This window comes from Salirhabdus sp. Marseille-P4669, assembly GCF_900240405.1.
Classification (GTDB): Bacteria; Bacillota; Bacilli; order Bacillales; family Alkalibacillaceae; genus OEQK01.
Genome location: NZ_OEQK01000005.1, coordinates 258,392 through 278,737, shown reverse-complemented (window position 1 = coordinate 278,737; position 20,346 = coordinate 258,392). Strand labels below are relative to the sequence as shown.

Here is a 20,346-nt window from a genome sequence, read left to right as displayed (position 1 = left end):
AGTAGGGGTCATTGTAGGTATATCATCCTAATCTAAAAGAAAAAAACCAAACCACCAATATTACTTGAAAGTGGTTTGGTTTTTTTGTTAAGTGTCGTTAATCCTAAAAGATTAGGATTAATACATATACATCATAGAGTTAAGTTCTTCAAATGGCATGATATCTGCATTTTCTGGATCAATAGTAAATTCTACAGATTCATTAATGCTGTTATAAACCGTACCCATTGTTACATTGATAGAAATTTTTCCAGTAGAAGGATCATCAATTACAAAATCAGCAACGATATTTTGTTCTTTAACTTGATCATCTTTAACTGTTGTTTTAATTTCAAATGTATCTACAGAAACTGTTTCGAACATTGTATCAATTTCAGCGCTAAGTTGTTCTTTAGCAGCATCATCAATAGTTTCATCTAAAGAAGCAGCTGCATCAATAATAAAATCCTTTAGTTCATCTTGAGTAAAGGATACGCTATATACATTATCTCCTTCACTCTTGAAGTCATCTTCATCTTTGCTGTTTAAGAAATCTTTTACTAATTCATTTAGTTTTCCTTGAAGCTCTTCATCTGCAGGTACTACTTCCCCAACACCTAATTGGTTTAGGTCAAATTCGATTAGTTTTCCATCAAGCTCAGCAGGTAAACCAAACATCATACCAAAGTTTTCATAAAGGCTGTCTGTTTGAATGTATCCTTTTTGAGACGCTTGATCGTATAATACGGGTACAGATAAATCAACACTAATAGGGCTCATGGAACCTTTTAGGTTTACTGTCGCTTCTTGTTTTTGTGCTTCTTCGTCATATTTCATGTTTACATCAAAAGTTGCATCATTAACCATATCTAGGTAAGGTTGCACAGTGGCTGGTGCATCAGCTGCATCTACATTTAAATCAAGGGAAAACGTAGCGTCCATGCTTTTCGCTTCTTCTGTTAGTGATTCAAATGCGTTAACCACAACTTCTTTGTTGCTTTTCTCATCATCGCTACTACAAGCAGCTAAAAATAAGATTGTAATTATTAGTACGCCTAGTGTTTTAATTTTCTTCAATTTACATCTTCCTCCTTTAGGCTAATCTTTTACATTTTAACACACAAATCTAGGATATTGGTATCTTATTATTCTAGTTAATAAAGATTAGTCCAAAATAACTGTTAATTTATCCTTAAGTAATATTTGCGACATATGCAAACTAGGTCTTTTTTAATACTTTTACCAAAAACAAACAGTATATTATTCCTATATTTTATGAAAATTTTAGATATTCAAACATTATTTTCTTAAAATTTCCGTATGGAACGACCATCCATGATGTAATGCAATCTGCAAGGAATCATAGGTAGAAATAACGAATACGTATATTAATAGAGATATTGTTGTGGAATTAACATGTTGTCAAAACCTTTGGAAGGTAGGGTTGCTTGTATTACTGGGGAATGTCATGGTATTGGAAAAGCAACAGCAAAACGGCTGTTAGAGGATGGAGCGAAGGTTGCCATTGTCGATATAAATGAAGAGGCGTTATAACAGCAAATCGCATTGGTATTCCATTTGAAGTCATGGTAGATCACAGTGCGCAAACCATCCCAGTTGGAAGAACAGGAAAACCTGCGGACATAGCAAATGCTTTAGTTTTTTGCTGATGAGTGGTTTTCCTTTGTAAACGGTCAAGTACAATATGTGGCTGGAGGTTCTAAATAGTAAAAGGGAGTGGTTTTAATTGTTAAACGGATTTATTGGGAAAAAATCAAATCGAATAAAAAACACAGTAGAACGAGGTTTGGTTCTTAGGTTTGCAGAAGCCATTCAAGATAACCATCCAATTTATACGAATGAAAAATTTGGAAAGGAATCACGATATGGTAAAAATATAGCTCCACCAACGTTTCCGATAGTGTTTGACTTTGGTACAATTCCTGACCTTAAACTTCCTTCTATTGGTTTAATTCATGGTGAGCAGCATTATCATTATGAACGTCCGCTTTTTGTTGGAGAGGATGTGTATTGTTATTCAGAGGTCAAGGATTATTATGAAAAAGAGGGAAAAAATGGTTTAATGGGATTTCTAATTATTATGCGTTACGGAGAAGATGCAGATCAAAACATCTTGTTTACAGAAAAACAAGTAGTAATCATTACGGAGGCTGTGAGAAGGGAGATGTTAAAGTGAAGCGATTATGGGAATATGAAGTGAATGAATCCCTTAAAGAAGTTACGTTAAATCCTGTAAGCCGTTTAGATTTAATAAAATACGCTGGAGCTTCTGGTGATTTTAACCCAATACATACAATTGATGAAGAAGCATTAAAATCGGGCCTACCCGGAGTAATAGCTCATGGAATGTGGACAATGGGGAATTTGGCAAAATTGTTTACTCCATATTATAACGAAGGATTTTTAGAAGATTATCAAATTCGTTTCTCTAACATGGTTTTTCTAGAGGATATATTGACATTGAAGGCTTCTATAAAAGAAAAAAACGAAACAGATATGTTATTTCAAATATATGTAATAAATCAGCATGGAGAAAATGTATTAAGGGGATCAGTTAAATTTCGTTTTGTTTAGCAATCAGTATTGATACAGTGCACTATTTAACTATCCTGTATACTACAGAAAATAGTTCATAAGTTCTGTTCTTACATAATACGAATATACGTTCTGTTCTTTTGGGGGATTTTTTGGTAAAATAAAGTTAGTACAATAAGGCTTTCATGGGTGGTTACTCGCTCCCTTTTTTTTAGAAAGGGGGTGATAAGGATGACAGTATTTGAAACGCTAGTCCTAATGATTTCATTTGGAAGTTTCGTTGTTGCAATATTGTCAAACATAAAAAAATAACCACCCTTTAAGCCGGACAAGCAAATAAGGGTGATTATATTCCCGAAAGCGAGTCGCCCCCTTGAAGGGCTATTGTACATTACCGTTGGTGTAGGATCACCAACGGTCTTTTTATACTTTATGCATAATTCTTGTATTTATTATACTCCATATTTGGTTCATTGAAAACCGAAAGGACCAAATATTTTTTTAAATCACCTTTATATAGTGTAGGTAACATTGAGTAATTTATAATACGTGAAAAAAGTGTTATATGGGTTGTTCATGATAAGGGTGCAAATACTAAGTGGTAAAACGCTCTACGTAGAACAAGAATACATTTTTAACGTGCGCTTTTTAATGTATGATATAGTAAGGAATAAAAAAACGGAGGAGGTTATCAAATGGATATCCCAGCATTGTCAATAGCATTAAATCAAGTGAATTTTAGACAAGATGTAGGCATTACCCTAATGAAAAACATGATGAATCAATCTGAAAGTAAAGCGATGACGATGATACAAATGCTTCACGACGCAGGAAAACAAATGCAACAAGCCTCACAACCACATTTAGGAAGTAATATTGATGTGAAATTATAAGGAGTAGTTTATATAGAACTTATTACAAAATATTGGGGGACGTTTCATTGAAGTTAGTGGGAATCTCAGGCTCATTAGTAGGTGCAAAAATATCGGAAGCTGTTTTCCATGTATTATCAGCTGCTAAAGCAATTGATTCTAATATTCAAACAGATCTTATTGATTTAAAGGAAGAAGAAGTAGAATTATTTCACGGACCATCTCTCGCTTATTATGATCAACATACATGGGACATTGTGAACAGAATTACTACTGCAGACTTTATTGTCTTTGCAACTCCTATTTATCAAGCATCCATTTCAGGAGCATTAAAAAATTTATTGGATTTTATGCCACAAGACGCATTTAAAGGAAAGGTAACAGGAATTGTTACTGTCGGTGGTTCTGGAAAACACTTTTTAGTTGGTGAATATCAATTGAAACCAATACTCTCTTACTTAAAAGGGATTGTGCCGACAAATACTGTATTCATACATAATAAATCCTTTACCGAAGAAGGTGATTTAGAGGATGAACAAGCAGAAAGACGTTTACATAAGCTCGCAGAAGAAATGATAGCCTTACAAAAGGGATTAAAGTAGTTATTATTTAAATAAAGTACATTATTTTTTGATAACAGAGTAAATGTCAATCAGGAGAAGAAGTATGCAAATTATAGAATTAAACAAACAGTCCAATTATTTGGAAGAAGCAATAACAATCTTTTGGAATCAATGGGGAAACGAAAAGAATTTTCCTTTTTACGAGGATTGTATTAGACATTCCACTACAACGAATGATCCAATTCCAAGATTTTATATTGCGGTAGAGAACAACCATATAATTGGTACATACGCTTTATTGAGAAACGATTTAAATAGTAGACAAGATCTCTATCCCTGGTTCGCTTGTTTGTATGTAACAGAGGTGAATAGAGGGAGGGAGATAGGGTCAAAATTACTAAATCACGCATTAACCGAAACCGCTATGAAAGGCTATCCTAAGCTTTATCTTACTACAGATTTAGAAGGCTATTATGAAAAATATGGCTGGATTCACTCCGGTTATGTTTATGGAATATTTGGTGATTCGATAAAGTTATATGAAAAGCTAACGAATGTTAAATCAATATGATTAGAATGATGTTTCAAGCAAGCAGCTAAGATGGTATATTGCATGAGTTTTGGTTAAATAACCGGGATTCATGCTTTTTTATATCTTAATCGTGTTGTGTATTTTGATTGAATACAATGGGAAGAACTTTCTTTTTTCTTAGTGCCTAAAAAAAAATAGATTTCAATAGCTAAAAAAAATGGTAAAATATTCTTAAAATTAGCTAACTTTGTTGGGGGACGTCGATATGGAAGTGAACCCTATTTTTACTACATATTTACATGAGTTAAAAAGATATTGCTATAGCATAACTGGTAACCCATGGGATGGGGAAGATCTCTATCAGGACACACTTCTTAATATTATGCGTAGGGCTTCTACTATCGAATTGCACCAGAATCCTAAAGGCTATTTATTTAAAATGGCTATTAACCAGTGGCGTGACATAATGCGGAAAAGAAAGAAAGAGAAAACAGTCGAACAAGAATGTAATATCCATTATACAGATGTGAATTTTAAATTACTAGAGACTGTGGAGGTTTTAATAAGTGAACTTCCCTTTCAACAAGCATGCGTCCTATTACTAACCGAGTATTTTGGATTTACTTCTAAGGAGATCTCTGAAATGTTAACCATAACGATAGGAGCTGTAAAAGCCACGTTACACCGCGCAAGAGTTAACTTAACACAAATGAAAAATACAGTGCCTACAAATGAACCTCCAGAGCAACTTATCCTTCGTTTATTAACTAGTTTAAAAGAAAATAACGCTAGAATTGTAGCATCTACATACAGGATTCTAATAACACGAGGCATCAAAATAAAGAAAAAGGATCACCATTTTATATTTACTGTTACAGACCCAGATGGAAATAAATATAACATTATTGAAAAAATATAAATTTGTTTCGTATCCTTTCTTTCATTTGATTCGTTTATTAATTAGGAGGTGTTTTTTTGAAAAAAGTAAGTAGGATTGATGCAGTCTTTGTACCTGTGACAAATTTAAAAAAATCGGAGGAGTGGTATCTTAACGTATTTCCTTTTGAGGTAATTTATCGAAGTAGTGATGGAAAATACGTAGGCTTTCGTTTTCAAGAGAAAGGTGATGAAAAAACCGCATTAACGCTTTATCAAGTGGATAAGGTGCCGAAGCAAGAACACATTGCCTTTAACTTTTATACGGAGGATGTTGACGGAATGCATCATTTTTTGAAATCAAATGGCTATAAAGTAGATGACATTCATGGTGGAGATGGTATGCGTTTTTTCAAAGTTTTCGATCCAGATGGAAATGTATTTGAGCTTGTTACGTTTTAATAAACGATGAGAGGAAAAGGGGAGTGTACTAATATGAATAGTATCATTAAACGAGTTGGTACAACGTATGTACCAGTTACAAATCCTGAAGTGGCATCCAAATGGTACCAGCATAAACTAGGTGCAGTAGAAAACTTTAGAAACGAGGAAAAAGCGATTTTGGATTTTGCAAATCAAGCATTTTTCCTTGTAAAAGCTCAATCGAATGAAAAAAATAGTTTTCGAGATAGTAATAATAATGTACATTTTACACAGACTTTTGAAGTGAATGGTCTTGATCAACTACATTTATTACATCAAACTCTAAAAGAGCAGCAAGTACAGGTTGGTGAAATTGAAGACCGTGGACATCCCGGGAATAATTTTGTGTTTTATGATTTGGATGGGAACCTATTCGATGTATGGAGCGAACTAAGTCCGGAATTTAAAGAAAAGTATAACCTGAAAGACGAACAAAACATATAACGAATCTTTATAACATTAAAGGGGCAAAATCTAATGGAAATTGGGCTTACTACTTTTGTGGAAACTACTCCAGATGTGGAAACCAATCAAGTGAAAAGTCATGCAGAACGAATACGAGAAGTGGTTGAAGAAATCGTCTTAGCTGACGAAGTTGGATTAGATGTATATGGTGTTGGAGAACATCACCGATCAGATTATGCAGCATCAGCTCCGGCAATTATACTTGCCGCAGCAGCTGCAAGAACAAGGAATATACGGTTATCAAGTGCTGTAACCGTACTTTCTTCTGATGATCCTGTTCGTGTTTTTCAAGACTTTTCCACTATTGATGCTATCTCGAACGGGCGAGCAGAAATAATGGCTGGTAGAGGATCCTTTATTGAGTCCTTTCCTTTATTTGGATATGATTTAAATGATTATCATGAGCTTTTTGATGAAAAGTTAGAGCTACTTTTGAAAATACGAGAATCTGAAAAAGTGTCATGGAACGGAAAACACCGTTCTGCAATACATAATCGTGGTGTGTACCCGAGGCCAGTACAGAACCCTTTACCTATATGGATCGCAAGTGGGGGAACTCCTGAATCCGTAATTCGGGCAGGAAGTCTTGGATTACCACTATGTTTAGCAATTATTGGGGGTAAACCATTACAATTTGAGCCGCTTGTACGATTGTATAAACAAGCAGCGGAACGAGCTGGTCATGATTCCTCTAAACTTACCGTTGCATCACATTCCCATGGCTTCGTCGCAGAAACCAATGAGCTTGCAGCGGATAAATTTTTTCCATCGTACCAATATGCGATGAATAAACTTGGCCGAGAAAGAGGATGGAGTCCCTTAACAAGGGAAGCATATGATGTTACCAGAAGCTTTGAAGGAGCATTGTATATTGGAGATTCCAAGACAGTCGCAGAAAAGATTATTTATTTAAGAAAAAATATTGGTATCACACGGTTTCATGTTACATGTTCCAGTAGGATCGATGCCACATCATGATGTTATGAAAGCAATTGAGCTGCTAGGTAAGGAAGTAGCGCCTATTGTGAAAAAAGAAGTTTCCATATGGGAAGAAGCACAAACGAATCACTAAGCAATTGAAAGTGGGAGTATTCCAAATGGGAATACTCCTATTTTGTGTGAAAATACCCCTTTTTCATAGGCACATAAAGGTAATGGTATTCAACTTTGGTTTTCATCAAACCTTACCCATCCAGCTAAACAAAACTAGAATAAAATGAAATTGTAGGTACACCCTACAAATAAAAAGGAGGTGTACTTGTTGGATAATGAAAAAGGAGTGAATCAATTACCAAAATTTGATGACCTTACAGATCGATTAATTTCGGAAGGTAATGAACAGGGTACGATATCGATGAAGACAAATCTTGATCCGAAAGATCCTATTGAAGATAACCCTTATTTTGATAAAAATAAAACGTATACAAAGGAAGAGCTTGATAAATTCCGTAATTTTTTCGGGGGAAGTTAAGGAAAATAGTTATGAAGTCGTTTTAAGGATAAGTGTGTGACTTGAAATAGATTTATATGGAATAATATAACGGTAAAACAAACCGATTCCTTTTATTTTAAAAAATCGGTTTGTTTTACTCAATTGTTAACAAATGCCTGTTTTGGTTGGTCTGTTTGATGTATTTTATTATAAATAATCATAGTAACTACAAGCATCCCAACTAAAAACCCAATAAAATACGGTGAGATAAAATCTCTTACTGCACCTGTAATAAAAGAACTTGTGATAATTCCTAGTGAATATACTGCGGATAAATAGCCAAATGCTTTTCCATGCATTTCCCTAGGCGTCCGTTCTGTAATAGCTGTTGCCATTGCAGGCATGATTAGACCAAAAAATATACCGATGAGTAATAATAGTAAGTAAAGGGGTAAATTAGTTACAAGGATGCAGTAGATTGCCAAAGACATACCGGTTAAACCTGTTAAAAGACGATGTAACGGTTCAAATCGATGAATAAAAAATAATGACAAAGTAAGTAAAGTTCCGATGCCCATAAAGCTAAATAGTTTTCCTGTGTCAGAAGTAGAAATACCTTGATCTACTGTTAAATAGGGAATCTCATAAACAAGAACCCCATGTAAATACATAACCGCAAAAGCAATTAAATAGATCATGGATAAGTTGGAGTTCATTTTTTTAGCATGTATCTCTTGTTTCTTTTGAAATGCATTATTCACTACGACTAGTTGTCTATCTCTCAGATAAAAAAATGTGTAAATCGTTGTGAGTAGCATTGCGGTGCCGATAAAAAAATAAGTGTTTTCATATCCAATAAATTCTACTAATGTTCCACCCAACATTGGAGAAACAATACCAGTAATAGTGGATAGGATACCGTAGACAGCCATGTTCTTCCCTTGTTGCCGATTGTTTTTCGCATAACCAGAAAGAAGGGTGAACGCTGCAGGAATTAGAAATGCTAATGCAAAACCATTCATAGCATGGAGGATGACTAAATCAGTAGAACTTGACGCCATTCCATGTAAAAAAAATAGAATTGCAGAAGCTAACATTGGCACAACGATAAATACCTTTTTACCATATTGATCAATAAGAGGGCCAGCAATTACGTTACCAATTAAATTTGAAAAAGATGTAACACTTAGAATGATTCCAATAATAATGCTTGATGCCCCGAGTGTTGAAGCAAAAGGTGTAAACACTGGCATTTGAATTCGCATGATTAACCCGATAAAAAACATGACGATAAAGATATGTAATTTGTCCCTTGTTGTCTTTTTCAATTTCTTCACCTCAACATATCTGTATGCCTTTAGCGGACAAAAAAGACGGGCTTTCTAATCATTCTCTCGGAAAATTTTTGGCCGTCCTGAAGACCATTTCTTAGACGATTTCTCGTTTTATATACTATACTTAGTATGTATACCATTGAAAGGAGGAAGTATATGGGCCTTGTTGATGGACTATTATTACTACTATCTATAATGTTAATTATAGGTGTAATGGCTACAAAATTCTCTTCTCGTTTAGGACTTCCCGCTCTAATCCTCTTCTTAGCTGGTGGTATGTTACTAAATCGATTTATCTACTTTGAAGATGTACATCTTACTCAATTTATCGGTACGATGGCATTAATAATCATTTTGTTTGATGGTGGAACTCAAACAAAATGGAGAAGAATCAAACCAATATTAGGGCCGGCTGCTTCGTTAGCAACGCTAGGTGTGTTAATCACTACGTTCGTAACTGGATTGGCAGCGATGTACTTTCTCGACTTTTCATTATTGGAAGGGCTGCTTTTAGGCGCCATTGTTGGTTCTACGGATGCTGCTGCAGTATTTTCTGTTTTAGGTAATAAAAATTTTAACAAGCGATTAACAGCCACTCTTGAAGCTGAATCAGGTTCTAATGATCCGATGGCAGTCTTTCTTACTGTTACGTTAATTGAATTGATTCAAATTCCAGATATGTCTATTTGGGCTGCAATTGGAAGCTTCTTTTTACAAATGGGGCTCGGTCTTGGTTTAGGTTTTATTTTTGGGAAGCTTACTGTTCTCATCATAAATCATATAAAGTTAGATATATCCGGACTGTATCCAGTTTTAGCAATGGGTGCTGCAATTTTAACTTACGCAGTAACAGACTATTTTAATGGAAGTGGATTACTAGCAGTATACGTAATGGCTGTATTTGTAGGGAATAGTGATTTAACCCATCGTTTCTCGATTTTGCGGTTTAACGAGGGTTTTGCATGGATGATGCAAATTGTAATGTTTACACTTTTAGGACTATTAGTATTTCCAAAACAGTTGCTCGGCGTGTTTTGGGAAGGTATCTTAATTGCTATCATTTTGGTATTTATTGCTCGTCCAATAGCTGTTTTTATTAGTATGATGTTTATGAAATATAATTTGAATCAGAAATTATTCATATCATGGGCTGGATTAAAAGGCGCTGTACCAATCGTATTGGCAACATACCCTGTACTTGCAGGACTGGAGAACAGCAATTTAATATTTAACACCGTATTTTTCGTTGTTTTAATCTCAGCGTTAGTGCAAGGAAGTACGCTTTCCAACTTAGCGGAGAAGCTTGGTCTTGTAGGAGATGAGGATGATGATCACTCCAGCATTGAGCTTATTAATTTAGGAAATACGGATTCAGAAATTATGCGTATTTCTATAAACAAACATTCTCCTGCTGTTGGAATGTCTTTAACGAACCTTGTTTTACCTTCTGAAACATTAGTAATTGGAATTACAAGAAATAAGGATTTATTAACACCTACAGGTTCATCGGTTATCCAAAAGGGAGATACTTTGTTTGTATTAGTCGATAAGGATAAGAGAAAAGATGCCAAAATAGCCCTTTTAGGGAATGATGAAATCCAATTGAAAAAAAACAGAGAAAAATAGTCAAATTAATCGTTTTCTAAGGGATTAATGGGGGAAGTACGTGAATAGTAAAAATGTAACCATTTGAAATGTGCAAATAAAGGACGCAGAAATAACGTTAAAGATACAAAGAGATGTCATTAAAGAAAATAATTATTTATTAAACACACCAGAAGAGTTTACAAGGACACTGCAGGAGCAGGTTCAATTCATTCACGACGTTTTACATAGCGATACGGATACAATGATTGTATCTGAATATAATGGTGAGGTTGTTGGATTTTTGTTATTTAAAGCTTCGCGATTGAAAAAAATGTCCCATACAGGAACATTTGGAGTCATGCTTCATGAGGATTATCGTAACATAGGTATAGGTAGAAAACTAGTGGAATATTTAATTGAATGGGCAGAAAGCAACCCAAAAATTGATAAAGTTAGTTTAGCTGTTCTTTCCTCTAATGACTAGCCTACGCTTTATATAAAAAGCTTGGTTTTATGGAAGAAGGGCGTAAATTTTGCGAGGTAAAATTAGACGAGACCACTTATGTAGATGATGTTTTAATGTATAAATGGGTAAAAACAAAATAAAGCTGTTTCCTCAAAAAGAAACCTTAAAAAAGAGAATTTTTAAGGTTTCTTTTTTTGCTGTTTAAAAGGTTTTAGTAAATACCAGTTAAGCAGCAAAAAGCGTGTGATTCTAATAATTAGATGTAAATGGCACAAATTAAAAAAGTAAGTAGAACAGGGAGGTGTACACATTGTCTGATAACAGGAAGGATAATAAAATTAGAAAGCGTAAGAAAAAATCTAAACCTAAGTTAAAGCGAGACGATATAACAGTGGTTGACTCCGAGTCAGCACGTAAAGCCGTTATTGCTACAGCGGTTGGTAATGGTATGGAATGGTTTGATTTTGGTATTTACTCTTACTTAGCTGCTACTATTGGACAAGTATTTTTTCCTGTTGCTAGTGGGCCAATGCAATTAGTATATTCCTTTGCAACCTTTGCTGTTGCCTTTCTAGTACGACCTATCGGGGGCATTTTTTTCGGAATGCTTGGGGATAGGCTTGGAAGAAAAAAAGTATTAGCGATTACGTTAATTATGATGGCCATCGCTACTTTGGCTATCGGTTTAATTCCAAGCTATGCATCTATTGGCTCTACAGCAACCGTATTATTGTTAGTTGCTCGATTAGTTCAAGGATTTTCTACTGGTGGAGAATATTCTGGAGCGATGACATTTATTGCTGAATCCACTCCAGATAAAAGAAGGGGCTTTATGTCAAGTGGATTAGAGGTTGGAACGTTAGTTGGCTATATTGCTGGTGCCGGTGTTGTTACATTGTTAACATTTATCTTAGGTGATGAAACAATGCTTGAATGGGGTTGGCGTATACCATTCTTTATCGCCGCACCAATTGGATTAGTCGGTTTTTATTTGCGTAATCAACTGGAGGAAACACCTGCATTCGAAGCGATGGAAGAAGCGAAAACAGATGATGATGAACATGCTTCCGTGAAGGATATCTTACAATATCATTGGCGACCAATTTTAATTGGTATGTTTGTTGTATTTTTCTATAATGTGGTGAATTATACGGTATTATCTTACATGCCTTCCCATTTGACTGCTGTGCTAGGCTATGGAGAAGCGGAGGGTTTACTTCTCATTGTCATTGTGATGGTTATTATGATACCGATCGTCTTATTAATGGGATACTTTAGTGACCGAATTGGTGCAAAAAAGATTATACAAGGTGGATTAATTGGCTTAGTAATCCTATCGATACCAGCCTTTATGTTAATCGGAAGCGGGAATACGATACTCGTCTTTTTAGGATTAATGATATTAGCCATTTTCTCATCTTCTTTTCAAGGGACCATGCCGGCACTTTTACCATCTTTGTTTTTTACGAGTGTCCGAAATGGCGCTTTGGCAATTACCTATAATATATCCGCTTCTCTATTTGGTGGAACAACGCCACTTATTGTCTCGTGGCTAATTAGCACAACAATGAATCGGATGATACCCGCTTATTATGTTATATTTGCATCACTTGTTGGAATAGTCGTTGTAACCATATTCTTGAAGGAAACTGCAGGCCGTGCTTTAAGAGGTTCACCTCCAGCAGTAGAAGAGCAATCAGAAATAAAGGAGATATTAGAAGAACCAGAAGAAGCTTTATGGTGGCGTGATGAAAAGAAAGAAATTGAGGAACGAAAAGAGGATAATATTGATATTGAATAAATAGGAATAAATAGCCTTAAAACACGAAGGTGGCAACCACATGCTTTTTATAACTTTCTTGTATATGTCTGATAAATACGGAAGTGCACTATCTGCAGTAATAGCAGAATAGGATAGGCGATAGCGGAATAAAGAAACTTCCATTCGTTATGGTAAAAGAAGCCAAAAACAATGGAAAAGTATTCGAATACTAAACAAAATAAAGTCCACACCAAAATATAAGTGCATTTCATCGCTATTGTTTTATGAAAAGGATAGAAGTTCAAAAATAAAATACCAGCAGGAGAGAAAAGCCCCAATATAGGTAAAAAACCTGCAAGTTGTGGACCTTTTTCGAAATAACCGTAGAAATTATATTTCAGATCAAAAAGGACGTCGGAACAAAATCCTAAAACAATAGAAAATAGAGCAATACTGTATATTTCATGCCGTTTTATTTTTTTAGGAACTAAATATAAAATGAAGTGAAAAATAATGATAGATATTATTAAAAATACCATGAAAAGGTTACCAACCCTTTTTAATTATGATATCTTCAGTTTAAACCCATTTGTGAAAGATTAAACGTATAACTGAAAAAGAAAAACAGTACTGGATTATTTAAAATCTAAGTACTGTTTCTCTTTTTTAAAATACCTTCGTTGTCCAACTTTCACCGTTCCAAATATCTGTAACGATATCTTTGTAAAAGTCCGGCTCGTGTGAAATAAGTAAGACACTGCCATTATACTCTTTTAGTGCTCTTTTTAACTCATCCTTCGCATCGACATCTAAGTGATTTGTTGGTTCGTCTAATACGAGTAAATTTGTTTCTCTATTCATTAACTTACATAAACGTACTTTTGCTTTTTCTCCACCACTTAAAACCTGCACCTTACTTTCAATGTGTTTCGTAGTAAGGCCACAACGTGCTAATGCAGATCGCACTTCATATTGAGTGAAATGAGGGAATTCATCCCATACTTCTTCAATACAGGTGTTTCCATTTTTTGACTTTATTTCCTGTTCAAAGTACCCAATGTGAAGATGTTCTCCTAATTGAACAGAGCCAGAAATTGGTTTTAGAGCCCCAAGGATACTTTTCAATAAAGTTGTTTTCCCAATTCCATTTGCACCGGTTAAAGCAAGCTTTTGACCTCTTTCCATCGTTAGGTTTAAAGGTTTTGATAATGGGTCCTCATACCCAATTACTAAATCCTTCGTTTCAAATAAAAATCGGCCGGGAGTTCGGGCAAGTTTAAAATCAAAATGGGGTTTTGGCTTTTCAGCATCTAGTTCAATAATATCCATTTTGTCTAACTTCTTTTGACGAGACATTGCCATTTTACTAGTCGCTGCATTGGCCTTGTTACGGGCAACAAAATCCTTAAGGTTCGCAATTTCCTTTTGTTGTTTTTTATAAGCAGCCTCAAGTTGTTGTTTTTTCATTTCATAAACACGCAAAAATTCATCATAATCACCAGGATACCGGGTTAATTGTTGATTTTCAACGTGGTATATGACATTGATTACACTATTTAGGAATGGGATATCATGAGATACAAGAATAAATGCATGCTCATAATTCAATAAATAGTTTTTTAACCACTGAATGTGTTCTACATCCAGATAGTTTGTAGGCTCGTCCAATAAGAGTATATCTGGTTTTTCTAATAAAAGCTTCGCTAGCAAAACTTTCGTACGTTGACCACCACTTAAATCGTGGACATCACGATCTAAACCGTAATCATTCAATCCCAGTCCATTTGCTATTTCTTCAACCTTGGCATCAATCGTATAAAAATCATTATTTGTTAATGCATCTTGTATACGACCTGTTTCCTCAAGTAGGGCTTCTAGTTCTTCAGGTTCTACCTCACCCATTTTGGCAAAGAGTTGGTTCATCTCAGATTCCATATCAAATAAATATTGAAATGCGGTTCTTAACACATCTCTGATTGTCATCCCTTGCTTTAATACTGCATGTTGGTCTAAGTAGCCTACTCTTGTATGCTTTGACCACGAAATCGTTCCAGCATCAGGTTCTACTTTTCCAGTAATAATATTCATAAATGTGGACTTACCTTCACCATTTGCCCCAATAAGTCCAATATGTTCACCTGCTAATAATCGAAATGACACGTCTTCAAATATGGCGCGGTCTCCAAAACCGTGACTTAAATTTTGAACTGTTAGTAAACTCATGATTTCATAAACACCTTTTTCTAATAAGATTCACTTTACCTATTATAAGCTGAGAATTGGTGATATGTCACGAAACGAATTTGTTTTCGATGTAGGAATTCCTTTTGTAAATCGAGCGATGTTAGAAATAAGTGCAGATGGATTTGTGGCTTTAAAACATAATAACGTAACAGGTTAGCCAAAATACAAACATGGAGGTGGATGCCATGGGCAAAAAGAAAAAATTAAACGATGGCGTAAGTGATGAACAGGCTGTTCGAAAAAATTTAGCAAAGCAGTTTGATCATGAATTTGCAAATGAACCACTAACATCAAATGAAAAAGCTAATAACAAAAAAACAAAGAAAAGACAATAACTAACACCGTCTTAGGAGGAGTATGATGACGAAACCAAAAAAGAAGAACAAAAGTAAAAAAGAATTAAACGCATTAGATAAAGAACTGTCTCGTCAAAATCGAAAAAGAAAGAATAGATAGATTATAGAATATACATTTAGAAAGCACTTCTTGATTAGAGAGAAGTGCTTTCTAATGGTAAGGATAGAATGAAAAAAAATCACAATAACGGAGAACATTTGTTCTGTTTTGTGTTATAATTAGCGTAATGAAATGAATAGGGAGGTCTTACATGAGCATTGAATTTCGAAATATAGAAGAACAAATGGCGAATTATCACGTACCTGGTGTAAGTATCGCTATTTTGGAGAACGGAAGTATCCAGGAACATTGTTATGGTGTAAGAGAAAAAGGTACAGCTAGTGAAATAAATAAACATACTATTCTAAATGCGTGCTCGATAAGCAAATTCGCTACTTCCATGTTAGTAATGGTATTAGTTGAGCAAGGGATATTAGATTTAGATGTAGATATTAATAAAACAGTAAAGGGATGGAAAGTACCAAGAAACACATTTACAGTAAATAAACCAGTAACGTTGCGGAATTTACTGAGTCATCAAGCAGGTATAAAAGATCCGAAGAATAGTTTTGGTTCTATTCCGCTTTCAGAAAAAACGCCTACCATAATAGATCTTCTCCAGGGGAAGTCACGCCATTGTAATTCACCAATTGAACCTTCCTACATAATAGAATCCGAGTTCCATTATTCAGATGCTGGGTTCTGCATTATCCAGCAAATTATTGAAGAAAATACTAGTAAAACATTTATTGAAGCGATGAGTGAGTATATTTTGAAACCATTAAAAATGAAGAACAGCACATATTTACATTCAGAGCTTTGGAATACGACTAAATGTAATAACTTTTCAAGTGGTCACAATAAAAATGGGGAAGTTGTGGAAGGTAAGTATCCGGTTTATCCATATTTTGCGGCATCGGGATTATGGACAACTCCTATAGATCTGGCTTTATTAGTATTGGAATTAGTAAATGGATTAAAAGGAACGAGTAAGCTACATTTATCTAAACATAATATACAGGAAATAATTCAGGCACAAGGAAGTATGCATTGGGCTGGATTGGGAATTTTCCTCGATTATTCAAAAAATCATTTAGAACTAGCTTCTTTTGGATGGGGTATTGGATTTCAAAGTATGATTGTTGCTTATCCTTATTTGGATAAAGCGATGGTAATAATGACGAACGCGGATTTAGGTGTTCACCAATTGCAAGGTATAATTGGTGAGCTATATAACGAGTTTGTCGAAACATCTATTCCTATTGCGTAATGATTAAATGAATAAATGTAAATACTATTATTAATAGACTAAAGTAAAATTTGCAAGGTGGCTATAACATGGATGTCAAAATTGGATTTACTTATCGCACTCCAAAAGGAACAAGTACATATATGCAGTCAGATGATATGACTGTTGAAAAGGCTTTATTAATTGCGGAAGATCTGAAAAAGACAGGTCGTATGAATGACTTAACTTTTGTTGATTCGAATGATACGACATGGAACGAAAAAGAACTAAAGAATTTTGTGAAAGAAGTAGAGACAGAGCCTCACAATATAAAACTTTACTTTGATGGAGGTTTCGATAAACAGTCAAAGAGAGCTGGACTTGGTTGTGCCATTTATTATGAGCAAAACAAAAAATGTTACCGATTAAGAAAAAATGCATTAGTTGAAGAAATGAAAACTAATAATGAAGCGGAGTATGCTGCCTTACATCTTGCTTTACATGAACTTGATATGCTTGGTGTAAAACATTTACCCATTACGATTATCGGTGACTCTCAAGTGGTTATTAACCAATTAAATGGGGAATGGCCAAGCTATGAAGAAGACTTATCAAAATGGGCGGATCGAATAGAAAATAGAATGAAAAAGTTAGGGGTAACACCTCATTATAATCTTGTATCTAGAAAAGAAAATAGAGAAGCAGATCAGTTAGCGACTCAAGCATTAAATGATATAGAAATTATGAGTACGGTTGAAATAAATTTATAACATCTAACAAATAAGGAGGTGTACACAATACATCTCTTTATTTTTGCTAAATTTAGAAAAAAATGTTATTTTTAATAGTAATCATAAGGGAGATGTTTTTTAGATAACGAAATAGTCTTAGGAAATTTACAATGAAGGGGATAGAAGATGATTAATAATAATATTTCAGAGATTAGTAGAAACATAGATTTTTCTGGGTCGATTTTGATAAGCGGTGATGCTTTTCAATATGATGGTAGTTTTGGTTATGCAAATCGTGCGGAGGAATTAAAAAATAATTCCTCCACGCGCTTTGGCATTGCCTCAGGAAGTAAGCTATTTACAGCCATTGCAACATGCCAACTTGCTGAGAAAGGTTTACTTTCCTTTAACACGAGAATAAAAGATTTTTTTGGCGATGAGTTGCCACATATTCATGAGAATATTACAATTCACCATTTACTCACACATACTTCCGGAATACCAGATTACTTTGATGAAGAAGTGATGGACGACTTTGAAGAATTATGGGTTCAAAATCCAATGTATACTTTTCGAGAACTAAAACATTTCTTACCATTATTTAAAAACTTGCCTATGAAACATAGTGTTGGAGAAAGATTTCACTATAATAATGCTGGTTATATTGTATTAGGTTTACTTGTTGAAAAAATTTCAAACTACAATTTCACTGATTACGTTCAAACGTTTATTCTGAATAAAGCTAATATGACGGACTCAGGTTTCTTTTCGTTTGATTCATTACCGATGAATACAGCATATGGCTATATTGATCATAAGGATGGCAGTTGGAAAACGAATATTTACTCCTTACCTGTTAAAGGTGGTTCTGATGGAGGAATATATGTGACATCAAAGGACATGGAAAAATTATGGAGAGCACTTCTATCCTTTGATCTACTCAATAAGGATACGACAGAGAAGCTATTGAAACCTCACATTCAGGTAAATGACAACAGTTTTTATGGATATGGCGTTTGGATACGAAAAGACCAAGATGATGTCGTAAAGTATCATGTAATGGGTTATGATCCTGGGGTTAGTTTTCATTCTGGTTATTATCCTAATACATCATCGTTTGTTACCGTTTGCTCAAACAAATCTGATGGTGCTTTTGATATCCTTAAAGGGATTGAAGAAGAATTATTGAAATAAAATATAAATCTATTACATCCTATCAACATGACAAAATACAATAGGGTGTAATAGATAAATAGATTACTACTACTCGGAATGAATCATTGTTATAAAATTTGTACTACCATTAGAAAATTCTTGATGTTTAATAAATCCAAGATTTTTATAAAGGTGGATTGCTCTAGTGTTAAAAGTAGCAACCGTTAATCGTACGGATTTCGTTTTATAGTGCTCCTGAATGTTGTTCAAGATATATGTGCAAAAAGTATTTCCATTACCTTTTCCTGTTAAATAGGGATGCATTCCTAGCCCCATGTCTATGTAATTTCCCTTATATACACCTATTTTGCTGCCAGCAGGAACTTGAGCGGATTTTCCTACACAGAAAAAACCTACTAATAAATCATTACGATTAAAAATAGCTTGATAATCTCCATTTAACAACTCATCCATTGCATCTACTGAAAGGGCATTGTTATAAAAATCATATGGTTTTGGATATTTCCAATTTAGTATTTCTTTTGCTTCGGTTATCGTCATATCCTTACTATATAGATCCATTATTTGAACACCACTTTTCATGAAATTTCGTTAGCGAGGGGGTGAAGAATGAGATATTATGCTGTACTACTACCTATGATAGATGTTGAAAAGAGTATACAATATCGCACGCAACATTTAAAGTATCTGGAAGATATGAGAAATGCTGGTCATATTATAGCTAATGGTAGATTTGCAGATGGGAATGGCGGAATGGTTATTTACCGTGCAAATTCTATTGATGAGGTAACGGAATTTGCAAAAAAGGATCCATACGTAGTGCATAATGCTAGAGAATACGTTATTCATGAATGGGAACTTGTTTTGAACGAAGCCTTACTACACATAGAGTAGGTAAGAACCATCTGATAATTAATCCAAACAATCAAATTGATAATATAACATATTTGACATGCAAAAGGCGTTATAAGAGGTGCTAAGCATCTCTTTTTTCATACGCGGATTGAAAAAAATTGTCCGTTTAAAAAACAAGGGGGAACGAGAAATGAATTTTACTCTTAACGAGTCCATTGAGCTGTTAAAAAGTACTCCTGTAACATTAAAACACTTTTTGACAGGTTTATCGGATAGCTGGCTACACTGTAATGAGGGAGAGGGTACATGGAATACCTATGAAGTTATAAAACACCTTATAGAAGCAGAACATAGTAATTGGATTCCGCGATTAACCTTTATTTTACATCAACAAGAAAAAAAGGAACCATTTCCTCCGTTTGATCGATTCTCTCATCTGAATAAAGATGAATGTAAATCCATGGAAAACCTTCTTAATGACTTTCAAGCAATTCGTCAGCAAAATATTAAAGAACTAACTCACTTAGTTGGGGAGAAAGATTCCTTTGATCAAACTGGTTTACACCCGGAGTTTGGGAATGTGAAAGTTCGGGAATTAATTTCTACATGGGTGGTTCATGATTTAACACACATATCCCAAATTGTTAGAGTAATGGCAAATCGATATCGGGATGACGTTGGACCATGGATTGCATATTTGAGTGTTTTAAAGAAAAAGGATTAATTAGAAATAAGATACTAATTAATAATACATACATAATACATTTATAGAAATGAATAAGAAGGAACATATCTAATTGCGCAAGAGG

General features: G+C 34.5%; 25 protein-coding genes and 2 pseudogenes. 22 read left to right on the top strand and 5 right to left on the bottom strand.

What is annotated here, in order from left to right; translation table 11 throughout:
• Positions 1–117 precede the first annotated feature (117 nt).
• Positions 118–1,056: a hypothetical protein gene (locus C1A05_RS11895; RefSeq protein WP_102028451.1), complete on the bottom strand. Its 939-nt coding sequence runs from the start codon at positions 1,054–1,056 to the stop codon at positions 118–120.
• A 339-nt stretch (positions 1,057–1,395) separates the two neighbouring features.
• Between C1A05_RS11895 and C1A05_RS11890 the strand changes: the two genes are divergently transcribed.
• From C1A05_RS11890 to C1A05_RS11835, 13 genes and pseudogenes are all read left to right on the top strand, one after another.
• Positions 1,396–1,533, top strand: a complete 138-nt coding sequence (locus tag C1A05_RS11890; protein ID WP_102028450.1) for an SDR family NAD(P)-dependent oxidoreductase — start codon at positions 1,396–1,398, stop codon at positions 1,531–1,533.
• Positions 1,533–1,707: pseudogene (locus C1A05_RS18325) on the top strand (SDR family oxidoreductase); the annotation flags it as partial. The gene C1A05_RS11890 and the pseudogene C1A05_RS18325, both read left to right, overlap by 1 nt.
• 19 nt (positions 1,708–1,726) lie before the next feature.
• Positions 1,727–2,176, top strand: coding sequence for a MaoC family dehydratase N-terminal domain-containing protein (locus tag C1A05_RS11880; protein ID WP_102028449.1), 450 nt, complete (start codon positions 1,727–1,729; stop codon positions 2,174–2,176).
• Complete coding sequence (locus C1A05_RS11875) at positions 2,173–2,574, top strand: MaoC/PaaZ C-terminal domain-containing protein (protein ID WP_102028448.1); 402 nt, start codon at positions 2,173–2,175, stop codon at positions 2,572–2,574. The genes C1A05_RS11880 and C1A05_RS11875 overlap by 4 nt, the downstream gene beginning before the upstream one ends.
• 192 nt (positions 2,575–2,766) lie before the next feature.
• On the top strand, positions 2,767–2,847 hold the full coding sequence (locus tag C1A05_RS18550; RefSeq protein WP_373419475.1) for a putative holin-like toxin: 81 nt from the start codon (positions 2,767–2,769) through the stop codon (positions 2,845–2,847).
• A gap of 383 nt (positions 2,848–3,230) precedes the next feature.
• Positions 3,231–3,428, top strand: a complete 198-nt coding sequence (locus C1A05_RS11870; RefSeq protein WP_102028447.1) for a YjfB family protein — start codon at positions 3,231–3,233, stop codon at positions 3,426–3,428.
• Between the two features lie 56 nt (positions 3,429–3,484).
• Positions 3,485–4,009: an NADPH-dependent FMN reductase gene (locus tag C1A05_RS11865; RefSeq protein ID WP_306373259.1), complete on the top strand. Its 525-nt coding sequence runs from the start codon at positions 3,485–3,487 to the stop codon at positions 4,007–4,009.
• Between the two features lie 64 nt (positions 4,010–4,073).
• Positions 4,074–4,541 (top strand): GNAT family N-acetyltransferase, encoded by a 468-nt coding sequence (locus C1A05_RS11860; RefSeq protein ID WP_102028445.1) that lies wholly within the window; start codon positions 4,074–4,076, stop codon positions 4,539–4,541.
• 226 nt (positions 4,542–4,767) lie between these two features.
• A complete protein-coding gene (locus tag C1A05_RS11855) occupies positions 4,768–5,421 on the top strand; it encodes an RNA polymerase sigma factor (RefSeq protein WP_102028444.1) in 654 nt (217 codons plus the stop codon).
• Between the two features lie 56 nt (positions 5,422–5,477).
• On the top strand, positions 5,478–5,840 hold the full coding sequence (locus C1A05_RS11850) for a VOC family protein (protein WP_102028443.1): 363 nt from the start codon (positions 5,478–5,480) through the stop codon (positions 5,838–5,840).
• A 33-nt stretch (positions 5,841–5,873) separates the two neighbouring features.
• Complete coding sequence (locus C1A05_RS11845) at positions 5,874–6,305, top strand: VOC family protein (RefSeq protein WP_102028442.1); 432 nt, start codon at positions 5,874–5,876, stop codon at positions 6,303–6,305.
• Positions 6,306–6,338: 33 nt separating this feature from the next.
• Positions 6,339–7,398: pseudogene (locus C1A05_RS11840) on the top strand (LLM class flavin-dependent oxidoreductase).
• 189 nt (positions 7,399–7,587) lie between these two features.
• The gene (locus C1A05_RS11835; RefSeq protein WP_102028441.1) at positions 7,588–7,797 is read left to right on the top strand and encodes a hypothetical protein; all 210 of its coding nucleotides are present in this window, start codon (positions 7,588–7,590) and stop codon (positions 7,795–7,797) included.
• 119 nt (positions 7,798–7,916) lie between these two features.
• On the opposite strand, the gene C1A05_RS11830 is transcribed toward C1A05_RS11835, so the two are convergent.
• Positions 7,917–9,086, bottom strand: coding sequence for an MFS transporter (locus tag C1A05_RS11830; protein WP_234998498.1), 1,170 nt, complete (start codon positions 9,084–9,086; stop codon positions 7,917–7,919).
• 162 nt (positions 9,087–9,248) lie between these two features.
• Between C1A05_RS11830 and C1A05_RS11825 the strand changes: the two genes are divergently transcribed.
• The 3 genes from C1A05_RS11825 to C1A05_RS11815 all read left to right on the top strand — a co-directional run bounded on the left by C1A05_RS11825 (position 9,249) and on the right by C1A05_RS11815 (position 12,946).
• Positions 9,249–10,718: a potassium/proton antiporter gene (locus C1A05_RS11825; protein WP_102028440.1), complete on the top strand. Its 1,470-nt coding sequence runs from the start codon at positions 9,249–9,251 to the stop codon at positions 10,716–10,718.
• 70 nt (positions 10,719–10,788) lie between these two features.
• On the top strand, positions 10,789–11,163 hold the full coding sequence (locus tag C1A05_RS11820) for a GNAT family N-acetyltransferase (RefSeq protein ID WP_234998497.1): 375 nt from the start codon (positions 10,789–10,791) through the stop codon (positions 11,161–11,163).
• A 292-nt stretch (positions 11,164–11,455) separates the two neighbouring features.
• Positions 11,456–12,946 carry an MFS transporter gene (locus C1A05_RS11815; protein WP_234998495.1) on the top strand — a complete coding sequence of 497 codons (1,491 nt, stop codon included), beginning with the start codon at positions 11,456–11,458 and terminating at the stop codon, positions 12,944–12,946.
• 47 nt (positions 12,947–12,993) lie between these two features.
• Here the strand turns inward: C1A05_RS11815 and C1A05_RS18545 are convergent, their stop codons facing one another.
• The gene (locus C1A05_RS18545; protein ID WP_102028439.1) at positions 12,994–13,446 is read right to left on the bottom strand and encodes a CBO0543 family protein; all 453 of its coding nucleotides are present in this window, start codon (positions 13,444–13,446) and stop codon (positions 12,994–12,996) included.
• 127 nt (positions 13,447–13,573) lie between these two features.
• On the bottom strand, positions 13,574–15,130 hold the full coding sequence (locus C1A05_RS11805; protein ID WP_102028438.1) for an ABC-F family ATP-binding cassette domain-containing protein: 1,557 nt from the start codon (positions 15,128–15,130) through the stop codon (positions 13,574–13,576).
• 206 nt (positions 15,131–15,336) lie between these two features.
• Between C1A05_RS11805 and sspO the strand changes: the two genes are divergently transcribed.
• From sspO to C1A05_RS11785, 4 genes are all read left to right on the top strand, one after another.
• Positions 15,337–15,486: a small acid-soluble spore protein O gene (gene sspO, locus C1A05_RS11800; protein ID WP_102028437.1), complete on the top strand. Its 150-nt coding sequence runs from the start codon at positions 15,337–15,339 to the stop codon at positions 15,484–15,486.
• Positions 15,487–15,758: 272 nt separating this feature from the next.
• Positions 15,759–16,817: a serine hydrolase domain-containing protein gene (locus C1A05_RS11795; protein WP_102028436.1), complete on the top strand. Its 1,059-nt coding sequence runs from the start codon at positions 15,759–15,761 to the stop codon at positions 16,815–16,817.
• A 68-nt stretch (positions 16,818–16,885) separates the two neighbouring features.
• The gene (locus tag C1A05_RS11790) at positions 16,886–17,545 is read left to right on the top strand and encodes a ribonuclease H family protein (RefSeq protein ID WP_102028435.1); all 660 of its coding nucleotides are present in this window, start codon (positions 16,886–16,888) and stop codon (positions 17,543–17,545) included.
• Positions 17,546–17,692: 147 nt separating this feature from the next.
• Positions 17,693–18,700: a serine hydrolase domain-containing protein gene (locus C1A05_RS11785; protein ID WP_102028434.1), complete on the top strand. Its 1,008-nt coding sequence runs from the start codon at positions 17,693–17,695 to the stop codon at positions 18,698–18,700.
• A gap of 69 nt (positions 18,701–18,769) precedes the next feature.
• Here C1A05_RS11785 and C1A05_RS11780 read toward each other — a convergent pair whose 3' ends face one another.
• The gene (locus C1A05_RS11780) at positions 18,770–19,243 is read right to left on the bottom strand and encodes a GNAT family N-acetyltransferase (RefSeq protein ID WP_102028433.1); all 474 of its coding nucleotides are present in this window, start codon (positions 19,241–19,243) and stop codon (positions 18,770–18,772) included.
• A 48-nt stretch (positions 19,244–19,291) separates the two neighbouring features.
• Between C1A05_RS11780 and C1A05_RS11775 the strand changes: the two genes are divergently transcribed.
• Complete coding sequence (locus C1A05_RS11775) at positions 19,292–19,576, top strand: YciI family protein (protein WP_102028432.1); 285 nt, start codon at positions 19,292–19,294, stop codon at positions 19,574–19,576.
• Positions 19,577–19,727: 151 nt separating this feature from the next.
• Positions 19,728–20,261 carry a DinB family protein gene (locus tag C1A05_RS11770; RefSeq protein ID WP_102028431.1) on the top strand — a complete coding sequence of 178 codons (534 nt, stop codon included), beginning with the start codon at positions 19,728–19,730 and terminating at the stop codon, positions 20,259–20,261.
• Positions 20,262–20,346: the final 85 nt, after the last annotated feature.